This window comes from Microbispora sp. NPDC049125 (assembly GCF_040802045.1).
GTDB lineage: Bacteria > Actinomycetota > Actinomycetes > Streptosporangiales > Streptosporangiaceae > Microbispora.
Genome location: NZ_JBEZDW010000004.1, coordinates 286,397 through 299,076 on the forward strand (window position 1 = coordinate 286,397; position 12,680 = coordinate 299,076).

A 12,680-nucleotide genomic window follows, 5' to 3' on the forward strand; every position below is an offset into this window, starting at 1 on the left:
GCGTCGTAATGGACTTTCGGCCGAGGAGTCCTCGGTCACGTCGGCAACGCTAGAGGGCAACCCGGTCAGAAACGGTCCTGGTCATCGAGCAGACTGTTGGCCGTGCTCAACACTTCGGCACGGCTGCTGCGGCTGCTGTCCTTGCTGTCAACACGGCCGTCCTGGACATGCGCTGATCTGGCCGCACAGTTGGAGATCACCGAGCGGACGGTTCGCCGTGACATCGCCCGGCTGCGTGAGCTCGGCTACGGCATCGAATCGGAGATGGGCCCGTGGGGCGGCTACCACCTCGGGCCCGGAACCAGCATCCCGCCGCTGATCCTCGACGACGAGGAGGCGCTTGCGGTCGCCGTCGGGCTGCGCGCCGCCGCGCTCAGCGGGATCTCCGGCAGTGACCAGGCAGCCCTGTCGGCGTTGCTGAAGCTCCGTCAGGTGTTGCCGGCCAGGCTCGCCGGCCGGCTCGGTGAACTGGACGCCGCGTTCACCCACATCGCGCGACCTGACGAAAGCGAGATCTCCCCCGCGCTGCTGCTCGACATGGCCGCCGCCTGCCGACGCGGCGAACGCATCCGGCTGACCTACCGCGACCGGACCGGAGCAATGTCCACCCGGCGAGTGGACCCCTACCGCCTCGTTTACACCGGCCGCCGCTGGTACCTCGTCGCCCACGACGTGACACGGCAGGACTGGCGTACCTTCCGCGCCGACCGGATCGTCGATGCCACATCCACCGGGCAGCCCACCGCCCTGCCCGACCCGCCGGATCCAGCACAGATGGTCGGCACGGGCATCGCGCTGAGGGGGTACCCGGTGCGGGTGACCATCCGCTTGGCCGTACCGGCCGATGAGGCCCGCAGGCTGGTACCGCCAACGGTCGGCGTCCACCGCCCGGACGGCGATGACGCCACTATCGTCGAAATCGGCGGGCCGGACGCCGACGGCCTGGCCCGCTACCTGCTCAGCCTCGGCCGACCACTCCGGATACTGCACCCGGAAGACGTCCGCCAGGCGTTCCTCACCCGCACACAACAACTCCTCAAGGACAACCAATAACGCGGACGCCCGCCGATCGCTGACGGGTCTCGACCAGGCCGTGGCGGCCGTACGTGCCGGCGACACCTGGTCGCCCGTCTGTCTTTGGGCTGAATGAGCAATGGCCGCACGACGGCGAACACCGCCCGGTAGAGCCCCATGGGCCGAAATTACTAAGGCTGATTGATAAGGTAGCCTTAGTATATGAACGAGGACATGACCCCTGACGCAGTCGCCTCAGCCCTGCTGGCGAGTATCAGCGTGCTGGTGCGACGGATACGCCAACTGCCGGCCGACGGAGGGCTCACGATGCCCGAGCGGACCGCCCTGTCACACCTGGACCGCTCGGGCCCCACCACCTCCTCGGCGCTGGCCAAGGAGGTGCAGATCACCGCGCAGGCCATGGGGGCGACGCTCAGCGCGCTGCGGGCCCGCGGCCTGGTCGAACGCCGCCCCGACCCCGACGACGGCAGGCGCGTGGTGCTGACGGTGACCGACGCCGGCCTTCGGGCGCTGCAGGACAGGCGCAACGCGCGGGCCGAACTCGTCGCCCGGATCCTGACCGGCGACGCGTTCACCCCAGCGGAACTGGAGCAGCTCGCGGCGGCCGTGCCGCTGCTGGAGCGACTCGCCCACAACATCTGACGCCGGAAGAACCATGAGGAAGCCAATGACAGAGCCTCCGGAAACGCACGCCCCGCTCCGCCCACCCGGCGACCGGTACAAGTGGACGGCGCTGACGAACACGACCGCCGCGGTCTTCATGTCCGCACTGGACGGCTCCATCGTGCTGATCGCCCTACCGGCGATCTTCCATGGCGTGCACCTGGACCCGCTGGCCCCGGGCAACATCGCCTACCTGCTGTGGATGATCATGGGGTACCGGCTGGTCCAGGCCGTCCTCGTGGTCACGGTGGGCAGGCTGGGAGACCTGTACGGCCGGATCCGGATCTACAACTCCGGGTTCGCGGTCTTCACCTTCGCCTCGATCCTGCTGTCCCTTGACCCCTTCGACGGCGGCCACGGGGCGATGTGGCTGATCGCCTGGAGGGGCGTGCAGGCCGTCGGCGGGTCGATGCTGACAGCGAACTCGGCCGCGATCCTGACCGACGCCTTCCCCAAGGAGCAGCGCGGTTTCGCCCTGGGCATCAACCAGGTCGCGGGGCTGGGCGGCATGTTCATCGGCCTGGTCGCCGGTGGTCTGCTGTCGGCCTGGGACTGGCGGGCGGTGTTCTGGGTGAACGTGCCCGTCGGCGTGTTCTTCACGCTGTGGGCCTACCGGACCCTGCGCGAAACCGGAAGGCGCGGCGGCGGCCGGATCGACTGGTGGGGCAACATCACCTTCGCGGTGGGCCTCAGCGCGGTCCTGATCGCGGTCACCTACGGCCTGCAGCCCTACGGCGGGCACACCATGGGCTGGACCAACCCGCTGGTCGACGGGCTGATCGCCGGCGGACTGGTCCTCCTGGCGGCATTCGCCGTCATCGAGGGCCGCGTCTGCGCGCCGATGATCCAGCTGGATCTCTTTCGCCTGCGGCCCTTCGCCTTCGGCAATCTGGCGGGCCTTGCCATCGCGATCGGCCGCGGCGGGATGCAGTTCGTCCTGATCATCTGGCTGCAGGGCATCTGGCTTCCGTCGCACGGCTACGACTACAGCGCCACGCCGCTGTGGGCGGGCATCTTCATGCTGCCGCTGACCGCGGGCTTCCTCGCCGCGGGCCCGGTGTCCGGCTACCTGTCCGACCGGTTCGGCTCCCAGGGCCTGTCCACCGGCGGCGCGCTGCTGTTCGGTGCCAGCTTCCTGGGCCTGATGCTCCTGCCGACCGACTTCAGCTACTGGATCTTCGCCGCGCTGATCGCGCTCAACGGGATCGCCAACGGCATGTTCGCCTCTCCCAACTCCTCCTCGATCATGGGCAGCGTGCCCGCACACCTACGCGGTGTCGCCTCCGGCATGCGCGCCACCTTCCAGAACTCCGGCACCGCCGTCTCGATCGGCGTGTTCTTCTCCCTCATGATCGCCGGGCTGGCCGGCAGCCTCCCGCACACCCTCACCGCCGGCCTGCGAGAGCAGGGCGTACCGGCCGCCGTCGCCACCCAGGTCGGCAGTCTCCCCCCGGTCTCATCCCTGTTCGCCGCCCAACTGGGCGTCAATCCGATCCAGCACCTTCTCCAGCCCAGCGGCGTCCTGACCCACCTGACCGCGGCGCGGCGACAGACCCTGATCGGACGCGAGTTCTTCCCGTCCCTGATCTCCGGGCCCTTCCACTCCGGCCTGGTCGTCGTGTTCACCTTCGGCGCCGCTCTCGCCTTCCTCGCCGCGATCGCCTCCCTGCTGCGCGGCACCGGCCTCGCCCCCGAGACCCCAGGAGCACGAACGGCTGACCGGCATCTTCGAACGCCGGCCCCAGACCCACAGTGACGTGCCGACCGTCGGCTGATCGTCGTCGGCTCCCTGGCCGACGCGGCCCTCGAACTACGCCGCGCCGCCTACCTCCCCGCCACCTGACCGGGCTACCTGCGCGCTACCTCCGCGCGGCACCATGCCGCGCCCGCCCGAAAGCACGCACGAGCGTATGGACGGAGCAGGCCGCCGCGGCCCCGGCGGCGTACCAGAACAGGTCGGGCGCGTTGAAAGTGGAGCCGAGGACGAGCCGCGCGACGGCGCTGTGCCGGGACAGCTCCGCCGGCACCCCGCTCAGCTGGGAGAACTCGACGACCCAGCTGACGGCGGCCGCGACACAGGCGGCGGTCACCGGCCGGGCGCGGGGAGCGACCAGGACGACGAGGGCATACAACAAGACGGTGTAGAGCGCGTCCCCGGCGCACTTGGCGACGTCGCCCTCCGCCAGCGACCTGACCCCGAGGCCCGCGGCGACGGTCACCGCCGCCGCCCCGGCGGCGAGCAGGCGAGTACGGCCGGAGCCGCCTGCTTCGGGGGGCGTGGGCATCAGGGCTCGTCGCTCCTGATCGTGAGGGTGCTGTGATAGCTCGTGCCCTGCGGCCCGAACGGGAGAAACGGCGCAGGTCCCGCGTAATCCTCGCCGTCCTCGTGCACCCGTTCGCCGGAGCCCAGCAGCGACCGGGTCAGCGCCTCACGCTCGCCGAGCATCTCGTCCAGCGCCCGGCCCAGGTGGTCGCCGGTGAGCGCGGGCACCTCGTCGCCGTCCCGGAGCGCCGCGAGCACCGCCCGCCGCAGCAGCTCCTTGAAGAAGGACGCCGTGGCGCCCTCCGTCCTCGCCACGATCGGCGCCAGGTCGGCCTCCACGCGCAGGTCGCGGGCGTACAGGGTGAGCAGGGCCATCCGTCCGGCCGCGTCGGGCCTGGGTATCTCCATGGCCAGGTCCACCCGTCCCGGGCGGTCGGCCAGCGCACGCTCCAGCACGTCGGCCCGGTTGGTGGTGAGCACGAAGGTGACGTCGGCGTCGGCGCCCACCCCGTCCATCGCGTCCAGCAGCGCGAACAGCAGGGGGTTGCCGTCCTCGGTGTAGGAGCGGTCGCGGGCCACCAGGTCGACGTCCTCCAGGACGATGACCGCGGGTTGCAGCCGGCGGGCGAGGCCCGCGGCCTGGGTGACGAACCTGATCGCCGCGCCGGTCATCACGATCACCGTGCAGTCGCGCATCCGGCCCATGAGATAGCGGACGGTGTGGGTCTTGCCCGTGCCGGGCGGCCCGTGGAGCAGCAGCCCCCGCTTGAGGTGCTGGCCGTGCTCGCGCAGCCGGGCGGCGTGCTCGCCGATCCCCAGGATGTGCCGCTCGATCGCCGGGAGCAGGCCGCCGGGGAGGATCACCTGCTCGGCGGGGATCTCCGGCCTGGGCAGGAACGTCACCAGATCGTTCCCGCGGTGCTCGCTCCAGGCGAACGACAGGATCTGGCCCTTGTAGACGTCGTGCTCGCGCATCAGGCGCTCGACCTCGTCGCGCGTCCTGGTGGCGCTCGCCCGGTCCGGGGCCAGCACGACGATCTGGCAGTTCGGGGGCATCCCCTCGTGCGCGCCCCGCAGCCCGATGACGACGGGGGCGCCGTCGGGGGATCGGGTCAGGACCAGGCCGAGAGAGACGACCTCGGTGGTCCGGTCGGGTCCGATCGCGGCCGTCGCGTAGTCGACCGCGCCCGGTTCGAAGCGCTCCCAGCCCTGGGCGGCGGAGGCCAGCATGTTGACGATGTCGTTGTGCTCACGGCCCAGGCCCGCGATCCCGGACCACTCGGCACGCGGGCTGTGGGCCGCCAGGTAGGCGTCGACACCACGCTGCAGGTTGACGTGCTCCCAGCCCGGGAAGGTCTCCGCGACGTTCACGACGTCCCGGATGTCGCACCCCAGGTGCCGGGTGACGCGGGCCACCAGCTCGGGCGTCCCCTTCGCGTCGTCGAGCTGGTGACGGGCGTCCTTCATGAGCTCGGTGAGGGCCCGCGCCAGCTCCGTGGCGTCGTTGAGGTCCATACGTCCCACCCTGGCAGACCTGGTCCGGGTTCGTGTGCGGCCAGGCGGCACCGATCGCTTCCTGCGCGCTCCGGCACCAGATGCCGTATGTGGAGAAGACGGACACGGCGTATTGTGCTGAACAATGTGTTCGGATGAGCGGGGGCCCGCGTGGGAGACACCGTGGATCGCCGGGTGCGCAGGACCCGCGAGCTGCTGCGCAGGGCACTGGTCGACCTCATCCTGGAGAGGGGCTACGACCGGCTGACCGTGCAGGACATCATCGACCGCGCCGACGTCGGCCGCTCGACCTTCTACGCGCACTACACCGACAAGGACGACCTGCTGCTGAGCGGGATGGAGGACCTCGCCAGGGCGTTCGAGGAGCACATGGAACGGCACTTCGCCACCCGCGGTCATCCCAACCCGGTCCTGGCCGTCTTCCAGCACGCCGACCAGCAGCGCGACCTCTACAAGGCGCTGGCGGGCAAGAGGGGCGCCGAGGTGATGCGGGCCGGGCTGAGACGCCGGATCGGCGAGGTCGGCGCCCGGCGCATCCACGGTTTCCTGCCCGACCAGGACGTCGCGCTGCCGCGCGAGGTGACGCTGGAGTTTCTGCTCAGCGCGCTGCTCGGGCTGCTGATCTGGTGGCTGGACGACGACCTGCCGTACACGCCCGAGCAGATGGCCGACATGTACATGCGGCTGGCCGTTCCAAGTGTGCGCACCGTCTACGGAATCTGAACGCCGTCCGCATGACCGTCCACCGGGCCTGCGTCTGAGGCGCCCGCCAGGGGGAGGCCGCCGGCCTTGTGGGAGACTTCCCACCATGACCGGCGCCGCCTTCCTGCAGATCACGGGTGCCGACCGGATGGCCTTCACCGCGGAGCTGGTGGACTGCTGGATCGCCGTCACCAATGCGGGCGGGGCGGCCGGCTTCCCCTTCCCGCCCGTGGACGAGTCCGACGTCCGCCCGGCCGCCGAGAAGATCGTCGCCGGCCTGGATCCGGCGCGCAGCCGGCTCATCCTCGCCATGGTCGGCGGTGCCTTCGCCGGATGGCTGCACATCCGGCGCGACCTCGACCCACTGGTGGCGCACTGGGGCACCGTCCACCACGTGCAGACCCACCCCGCCTTCCGTGGGCGCGGCATCGGCGCGGCCCTGGTGAACCACGCCCGGCGGGTCGCCAGAGACGAGATGGGACTCGAACAGCTCCGCCTCGCGGCGCGGGCCGGGGTGGGCCTGGAGAACTTCTACGGCAGGCTCGGCTGGAAGGAGATCGGCCGCTGGCCCGGCGCGCTCCGGCTGGGCCCGGCCGACGACCGGGACGAGATCCTCATGATCCTCTCACCGCTGTGAATATAATTGGTAGGAAATGCATGGAAAGGCGGCATGTGTGCATGCGGACGGGGGGCCGCCGCCCCGAGGGGTGCGGCGTGATCGGGACGGCCTGGTGAAGAAGCCGCATCCGCTGGACAACCCCGCGTGGTCGTCCCTCACCGGGCCTCACGCCCACTTCGCGGAAAGGCGCGGCGGCGCGCTGCGCTACCCGACCGACGTCTCGCCGTTCGTGGCGCTTCCGGACGAGCCGGATGCCGAGGACTGGGCCGGCATGGCCGCCATGGCCGGGCCTGGCGCGGTCGTCTGGTCCGCCGGCGTGGACGTCCCGCCACCCGACGGCTGGGAGGTCGAGATGCGCCTGGCCGGTGTCCAGCTGGCGGGTGAGGACGTGTCCGGCCGGCCGGACGAGGAGGCCGTCCCGCTGGGCGCCGAGGACGTGCCGGAGATGCTGGACCTGGTCGAGCGCACCAGACCCGGCCCGTTCCTGACGCGCACGATCGAGCTCGGCGCCTATCTCGGCATCCGCCGCGGCGGCGCGCTGGTCGCGATGGCCGGCGAGCGGCTGCGCCCGCCGGGCTGGACGGAGATCAGCGCCGTCTGCACCGACCCGGCCGTCCGCGGGCAGGGGCTGGCGACCCGGCTGGTGCTGGCCGTCGCCGCCGGTGTCCTCAGCCGGGGGGACAAACCGTTCATGCACGCGGCGGCGGACAACACCGGCGCGATCCGCTTGTACGAGTCCCTCGGCTTCCGGGTTCGCCGCCCGGCCATGTTCATCGCCGTACGGGTGCCCGCCGGTGTCCCTGTCGGGTAGGGCGTAGCCGGCCTCCTGGTGAGGACGACGGCGGCGGACCGCCACGTTGGCGCGGGTGAGCCGCCAGGGGGCGCAGGTGGTCCGTCATCCTTGTTCGCCAGGGCGGGGGTCGTGCCGGCCGAGGGCGGCGGCCAGGAGTGCTCTCGCTGACCAGCGCAGGGTTTCAGCCGCCTGCCGGCGGCTGAGCCCGGCGATGTCGGTGAGCCAGATCAGCGATTCGATGCCTGTGGCCGAACGGATCGCCACGGCCAGTTGGTGGATGTCGAGGCCGGGGTGGGTTTCGCGGAGCGGGGTGAGGGCGTCCTCGATCCAGGCGATGGCGCGGCCACCGCGCAGTGGAGGCTGGGTGGCGCCGGGTTGGAGGGACAGGCGTAGCGAGGTGCGCAGTTGCGGCTCCCAGTCGAGGGTGAGCCGGGTGAAGGCGGTCATCACCAGGTCGAGTCTGGCGGCGGGGTCGGCGGGCGGGTCCGCGGGGAGCAGGGAGGTCTGTTCGATCTGGGGGTGGGCGGCGGCGAGCAGGGCGTACTGGTTGGGGAAGTAGCGGTAGGCGGTGGTGCGGGAGATGCCGGCTGCCGCGGCGGCTTCCTCGACGGTGGGGTCGGCGCCTTCGGCCAGCAGCCGGCGGGCCGCCTCGACCAGGGCATGGCGGGTGCGGGCCTTCTGCTGGTGACGGCCGGTCTGCTCATATGGTACCGACATACCCATCATGGTACCTTCGTCCCATGTAGTCGATTCGCCTTGTGAGGTGGTCCATGAGCGCCGATCCCACGGTGACGAACCCGGAGCTGTACACGGTGGTGTTCGAGAACGAGCGGGTGCGGGTGCTGCGCTACCGGGACCGGCCGGGCGACGCGACCAGCCCGCACGGGCATCCGGACAGCGTGATGGTGACACTGTCGTCCTTCACTCGCCGCCTCACCTCGGGCGAGCGGCAGGTCGAGCTCTCCCTGGAGGCCGGGCAGGTGCGATGGCTCGGCGCGCAGGAACACGCCGGGCGTAACATCGGCGACACCGAGACGCATTCGATCTTCGTCGAGCTCAAGGATGCGCCGAGCGCCACCCCGGCGGGGACGGCGCTCGGCCCCGAGGCGCAGAAGCTCGCCCAGCAGGACGCGTCGACGGCCGGGGCGCCGGAGGTCAGCGGCACGAGCCGGCCGTCACCGGCCCGGTGAACCACTCGGCGCGCACCGGATCGGGATGACGGACGGCGTCAGCGGGTTTCGAGGAGGGCCAGCTCGTCCTCGGAGAGGCGCAGCGCGCCGGCGGCCACGTTGTCGGCCAGGTGATCGGGATTGCCGGTGCCCGGGATGGCCAGCACGTGCGGGCCGCGGTGCAGCGTCCACGCCAGGCGGACCTGCGCGGCGCTCACCCCGCGCGCGCGGGCCACGGCGAGGACCCCCTCGGTGTCGGTGGCGGTGGCGGCCATCCCCGCCTCGCGTCCCACACCGGCGAGCGCGAAGAACGGCACGAAGGCGATGCCCTGCCTTCCGCAGGCCCGAAGAAAGTCGTCGTCCTCACGCCGCGTGTCGATGCCGTACCGGTTCTGCACGCAGACCACCGGCGCGACGGACTGGGCCTCGGCAAGCTGTTCCGGCGTGACGTTGGAGACGCCCAGGTGGCGGATGAGCCCGGCGTCGCGCAGCTCGGCCAGAGCGCCGAAGCGCTCGGCGATCGGACCGGGCCCATAGGTGCGCAGGTTCACCACGTCGAGGTGGTCGCGGCCGAGCTGGCGCAGGTTCTCCTCGACCTGCCCGCGCAGCTGCTCAGGCGTCGCATAAGGGAGCCACGCACCCGAGGGATCGCGGCCCGGCCCCACCTTGGTTGCGATCACCAGGTCGTCCGGGTACGGGGCGAGCGCCCGGTTGATCAGCTCGTTGGCGGAGCGCAGGGCCGAGAAGTAGAACGCGGCGGTGTCGATGTGGTTCACGCCGAGCTCGACCGCCTGGCGCAGAACGCCGATCGCCCGGCCGCGGTCACTCGGAACGGCGCCGGGCCGGAACGCTTCCCCGTTCTGCGTGAGGCGCATCGCGCCGAATCCCATCCGGTTGACCGTCAGGTCGCCGAGCTTCCAGGTGCCGGCCGACGCCGCGTTGATCGTCTCCGAGGTCATGAGCGAGAGTCTGCCACACGATGCCGGGAGCCCTCCTGGCGACGATCTGTGGGACAGGTCCGCCCCGCCGGCGGTGCGGCGGCAGAAGCCCCGAAGGCCCGTGAGCCTGACCGGGTCACTGCCGCGGGTCCGCGGAGCCCGGCTCGTCCGAGGACTCCGGCTGGCTGGTCCAGCTCGCCAGCAGGTGCAGGGCGTGCCGGGAGGGGGAGCCGGGCTCCGTGGTGTACAGGGCGAGAAGCTGGTCGGGGTCGTTCATGGGAGTCAGTGCCTCCAAGTCCATCGTGAGCTCGCCGACCAGGGGGTGGTGATAGCGCCTCATCCCCTGGATGTGGCGGTGCCTGTCATGCTCGGCCCACCAGCGGCGGAAGTCCTTGTCATGCAGCGAGAGCTCCCCGATCAGCTCGGCGAGCTGCGGGTCGTCGGGATGCCGTGCGACGTACAGGTGCAGGCCGGCGACGATGCTCCGGGCGGCCGTCGGCCAGTCGACATACAGCTCGCGGGCGGCTTCGTCGAAGAACACGTAGCGTGCCATGTTCCGCTCCCGGGCCGGAAGTGCGTCGAAGTCGATGTGCAGGGCCCGTGCGAGGCTGTTGGTGGCCAGGATGTCCAGACGGCGGCCGAGGATCATGGCAGGGGTCTCGGTCAGGGTCTCCAGCAGCCGCTGCAGACCCGGCCCCACTCGCTGCGGCGGCAGCGGGCGGCGCCGTGTGCTGGTGGGTCTGGCCAGGGCGAACAGACGCTGGCGCTCGGTACGGTCCAGCCGCAGAACGCGGGCCAGGGCGTCCAGCACGCCCTTGGAGACATTCAGGTTGCGTCCGCGCTCCATGCGCACGTAGTAGTCCACGCTCACGCCGGCGAGCTGGGCGACCTCCTCCCGGCGCAGGCCCGGCACCCGGCGGGTGCCGGACGGCGTGGGCAGTCCTGCCTCCTCGGGGGTGATCCGGGCACGATGTGAGCGCAGGAACCCCCCGAGCCCCGTGTCACCCCCGGTGCCGGGAGACTGGTCGCTCATAGTCACACACTAGGCGGGGGAGGGGAGCGCGAAGTTCGCTGTGAGGGGCCCTGCTGGACCCCTGATAACCCAACCCAGGCAGCGAATACCGTCCTCAGCGTTCCAGGGGAACCGGCGGGAGGGGGATCGTCCACTGTCGCGCTCCGTGACCCGCCACCGGCGATCACACCGTTCTCGCTCCGGAGCGCCCAGCGCTCCGGGAGGCCGCACTCGGAGTAATGCTCGCTACGCACCTGATGATCGCCAAGTGCTGTTTCCCACCGCGCCGGTGTGACTCTCAGGCGGCCTGGCTAGGTTGAACGCATGACTGATGCGGCGGGACGGGTCGAGCCGTCCGGGGTGTGGGCCACAGCTGTGGGCGTGGCCCGGGTGAGGGCAATGGAGACGGCGCGCGAGCAACCGCTGTTCCGGGACCCGCTGGCGCTGGCCTTCGCCACGGCCGGCGGGAGAGGCCCCGAGACGCCGCCGCCCCCGCGCGCGGACGAGGCGGCGCGGCGCCGCTGGCTCGGTGTGGCCTTCTCGATCGTCATCCGGACGAAGTTCCTGGACGACCTGCTGGACCGGGCGGTCGCGTCCGGCATACGGCAGGTCGTGCTGCTCGGAGCCGGGATGGACAGCAGGGCCTTCCGGATGGACTGGCCTGCGGGGACCCGGCTGTTCGAGGTCGACACGGCCGAACCGCTGGACTTCAAGGCCTCGGTGCTGCGTCAGGAGCGGGCCGTTCCGCGCTGCGAGCGGATCACCGTCCCGGTCGACCTACGCGAGGACTGGCCCGGCGCTCTGGCCGCGGCCGGGCACGATCCGGCGCAGCCGACGGTGTGGATCGCCGAGGGACTGCTCATCTACCTGCCCGGGGACGCGGTGCAGTTGCTACTCGAACGGGTCGGCGCGCTGTCCGCCGCAGGCAGCAGGATGGGCCTGACACTGGGCTCGCGCGGTGTGGTCGAACGCTTCCGCGGAGACGCCGGTCCGGGATCGGCGGCGTCGATGTGGGTCTCGGAGATGCCGGAGGACCCGGTCGGCTGGCTGGACGGCCTCGGCTGGGAGGCGGAGACCTTCACCCTGCGTGAGCGCGCCGAGGCCTATGGGCGTCCGGTGCTCACCCCGTCGCAGCAAGACGAGGGCGCCGGCGGCCTGGTCTCGGCGGTGCGCGCCGCGCACTGAGCACGACGACGGCCGGCCTCCGCGTGTGGCGGTGGCCGGCCCTCGACTGTCCGCTCACCCGCTGGGACACGCGTCTGGCGCAAGTCTTGGCTGAGCCCAGGGCTGGGTGCGTCAGGTCGCGGGGGAGGAGCCGGGTGGTGGGGCCGTCCGCATTCGGAGGCCATCCATGAGCAGTGAAAGTAGCTGGTCGGCTTCGCCTGGCGTCTGTTCGGTGGCCAGGGCGATCGCGTGGGTGAGCCTGAGCAGTTGCGAGGTGCCGATGTCAGGACGGACGGCTCCGGATTGCTGGGCCCGAATGAGCAGGGATTTTCCAGCCGTGCGTATCAACTCCTGGCATGAGGCCGGGGACTGTTCCTCGCCGGTCGCGGTGGACATGAGCCAGGCTGCCAGGCCTCGATATGTGGTGACGTGTACGACGAGGGCCCGTAGCCAGGTGACCAGCGCGTCATCGGGCGACTCGCGGCCGAGCAATTCTTCCGCCTGAGCGCACAGCGTGTGGACCCGGTCCTGGAAGACCGCGTCCAGCAGGGCCTCTCTGCTGGGGAAATGCCGGTACAGCGTAGCGTTGCCGACCCCCGCGTTACGGGCGATGTCGTCCAGGGAGGCATCGGCTCCGTAGGCGCAGAAGGCGTCCCTCGCCGCCGCGAGCAGCCGATCGTAGTTGCGGCGTGCATCGGCGCGCATGGGACGTTGTGCCGCTACAGGCGCGCTGGTCTCCGGCTTGGTCACGTACGGTTCCTCAGTCGTGGTTGCAAATCGGGGAGTGTCCCCATATGGTACCGACAT

General features: G+C 71.1%; 14 protein-coding genes. 8 read left to right on the forward strand and 6 right to left on the reverse strand.

Translation table 11 applies throughout. The annotated features are described in order from the left end of the window. Positions 1–102: 102 nt before the first annotated feature. The 3 genes from AB0B72_RS07205 (at position 103) to AB0B72_RS07215 (ending at position 3,454) form a co-directional block, all read left to right on the forward strand. Positions 103–1,053: a helix-turn-helix transcriptional regulator gene (locus tag AB0B72_RS07205; RefSeq protein ID WP_367737499.1), complete on the forward strand. Its 951-nt coding sequence runs from the start codon at positions 103–105 to the stop codon at positions 1,051–1,053. Positions 1,054–1,236: 183 nt separating this feature from the next. Then, a complete protein-coding gene (locus tag AB0B72_RS07210; protein ID WP_367737501.1) occupies positions 1,237–1,677 on the forward strand; it encodes a MarR family winged helix-turn-helix transcriptional regulator in 441 nt (146 codons plus the stop codon). A 25-nt stretch (positions 1,678–1,702) separates the two neighbouring features. Then, positions 1,703–3,454, forward strand: coding sequence for an MFS transporter (locus AB0B72_RS07215; protein WP_367737503.1), 1,752 nt, complete (start codon positions 1,703–1,705; stop codon positions 3,452–3,454). Positions 3,455–3,557: 103 nt separating this feature from the next. Here AB0B72_RS07215 and AB0B72_RS07220 read toward each other — a convergent pair whose 3' ends face one another. Together AB0B72_RS07220 and AB0B72_RS07225 are read right to left on the reverse strand one after the other, a co-directional pair. Continuing rightward, positions 3,558–3,983 carry a DUF2809 domain-containing protein gene (locus AB0B72_RS07220; protein ID WP_367737504.1) on the reverse strand — a complete coding sequence of 142 codons (426 nt, stop codon included), beginning with the start codon at positions 3,981–3,983 and terminating at the stop codon, positions 3,558–3,560. Beyond that, positions 3,983–5,476, reverse strand: a complete 1,494-nt coding sequence (locus AB0B72_RS07225; RefSeq protein ID WP_367737505.1) for an AAA family ATPase — start codon at positions 5,474–5,476, stop codon at positions 3,983–3,985. Before AB0B72_RS07225 ends, AB0B72_RS07220 begins: the two co-directional genes overlap by 1 nt. A gap of 150 nt (positions 5,477–5,626) precedes the next feature. On the opposite strand from AB0B72_RS07225, the gene AB0B72_RS07230 reads away from it, so the two are divergent. From AB0B72_RS07230 to AB0B72_RS07240, 3 genes are all read left to right on the forward strand, one after another. Then, positions 5,627–6,199 (forward strand): TetR/AcrR family transcriptional regulator, encoded by a 573-nt coding sequence (locus tag AB0B72_RS07230; protein WP_367737507.1) that lies wholly within the window; start codon positions 5,627–5,629, stop codon positions 6,197–6,199. A gap of 85 nt (positions 6,200–6,284) precedes the next feature. Then, positions 6,285–6,815, forward strand: coding sequence for an N-acetyltransferase family protein (locus AB0B72_RS07235; protein WP_367737509.1), 531 nt, complete (start codon positions 6,285–6,287; stop codon positions 6,813–6,815). 94 nt (positions 6,816–6,909) lie between these two features. After that, positions 6,910–7,608: a GNAT family N-acetyltransferase gene (locus tag AB0B72_RS07240; RefSeq protein WP_367737511.1), complete on the forward strand. Its 699-nt coding sequence runs from the start codon at positions 6,910–6,912 to the stop codon at positions 7,606–7,608. Between the two features lie 84 nt (positions 7,609–7,692). On the opposite strand, the gene AB0B72_RS07245 is transcribed toward AB0B72_RS07240, so the two are convergent. Beyond that, complete coding sequence (locus tag AB0B72_RS07245) at positions 7,693–8,307, reverse strand: TetR/AcrR family transcriptional regulator (RefSeq protein ID WP_367737513.1); 615 nt, start codon at positions 8,305–8,307, stop codon at positions 7,693–7,695. Between the two features lie 53 nt (positions 8,308–8,360). On the opposite strand from AB0B72_RS07245, the gene AB0B72_RS07250 reads away from it, so the two are divergent. Next, complete coding sequence (locus tag AB0B72_RS07250; RefSeq protein ID WP_367737514.1) at positions 8,361–8,780, forward strand: hypothetical protein; 420 nt, start codon at positions 8,361–8,363, stop codon at positions 8,778–8,780. 38 nt (positions 8,781–8,818) lie between these two features. On the opposite strand, the gene AB0B72_RS07255 is transcribed toward AB0B72_RS07250, so the two are convergent. Next, the gene (locus AB0B72_RS07255) at positions 8,819–9,718 is read right to left on the reverse strand and encodes an oxidoreductase (RefSeq protein WP_367737515.1); all 900 of its coding nucleotides are present in this window, start codon (positions 9,716–9,718) and stop codon (positions 8,819–8,821) included. 115 nt (positions 9,719–9,833) lie between these two features. Next, the gene (locus AB0B72_RS07260; protein WP_367737516.1) at positions 9,834–10,730 is read right to left on the reverse strand and encodes a helix-turn-helix transcriptional regulator; all 897 of its coding nucleotides are present in this window, start codon (positions 10,728–10,730) and stop codon (positions 9,834–9,836) included. A gap of 303 nt (positions 10,731–11,033) precedes the next feature. Between AB0B72_RS07260 and AB0B72_RS07265 the strand changes: the two genes are divergently transcribed. Next, the gene (locus AB0B72_RS07265; RefSeq protein WP_367737518.1) at positions 11,034–11,894 is read left to right on the forward strand and encodes a class I SAM-dependent methyltransferase; all 861 of its coding nucleotides are present in this window, start codon (positions 11,034–11,036) and stop codon (positions 11,892–11,894) included. 111 nt (positions 11,895–12,005) lie between these two features. Here the strand turns inward: AB0B72_RS07265 and AB0B72_RS07270 are convergent, their stop codons facing one another. After that, positions 12,006–12,623 (reverse strand): TetR/AcrR family transcriptional regulator, encoded by a 618-nt coding sequence (locus tag AB0B72_RS07270; protein WP_367737520.1) that lies wholly within the window; start codon positions 12,621–12,623, stop codon positions 12,006–12,008. Positions 12,624–12,680 lie beyond the last annotated feature (57 nt).

Coding starts and splice junctions, on each gene's coding strand:
- AB0B72_RS07215 (WP_367737503.1), top strand. CDS start 1,703: ATGACAGAGCCTCCGGAAACGCACGCCCCGCTCCGCCCACCCGGCGAC.
- AB0B72_RS07245 (WP_367737513.1), bottom strand. CDS start 8,307: ATGTCGGTACCATATGAGCAGACCGGCCGTCACCAGCAGAAGGCCCGC.
- AB0B72_RS07250 (WP_367737514.1), top strand. CDS start 8,361: ATGAGCGCCGATCCCACGGTGACGAACCCGGAGCTGTACACGGTGGTG.
- AB0B72_RS07210 (WP_367737501.1), top strand. CDS start 1,237: ATGAACGAGGACATGACCCCTGACGCAGTCGCCTCAGCCCTGCTGGCG.
- AB0B72_RS07225 (WP_367737505.1), bottom strand. CDS start 5,476: ATGGACCTCAACGACGCCACGGAGCTGGCGCGGGCCCTCACCGAGCTC.
- AB0B72_RS07260 (WP_367737516.1), bottom strand. CDS start 10,730: ATGAGCGACCAGTCTCCCGGCACCGGGGGTGACACGGGGCTCGGGGGG.
- AB0B72_RS07220 (WP_367737504.1), bottom strand. CDS start 3,983: ATGCCCACGCCCCCCGAAGCAGGCGGCTCCGGCCGTACTCGCCTGCTC.
- AB0B72_RS07265 (WP_367737518.1), top strand. CDS start 11,034: ATGACTGATGCGGCGGGACGGGTCGAGCCGTCCGGGGTGTGGGCCACA.
- AB0B72_RS07255 (WP_367737515.1), bottom strand. CDS start 9,718: ATGACCTCGGAGACGATCAACGCGGCGTCGGCCGGCACCTGGAAGCTC.
- AB0B72_RS07235 (WP_367737509.1), top strand. CDS start 6,285: ATGACCGGCGCCGCCTTCCTGCAGATCACGGGTGCCGACCGGATGGCC.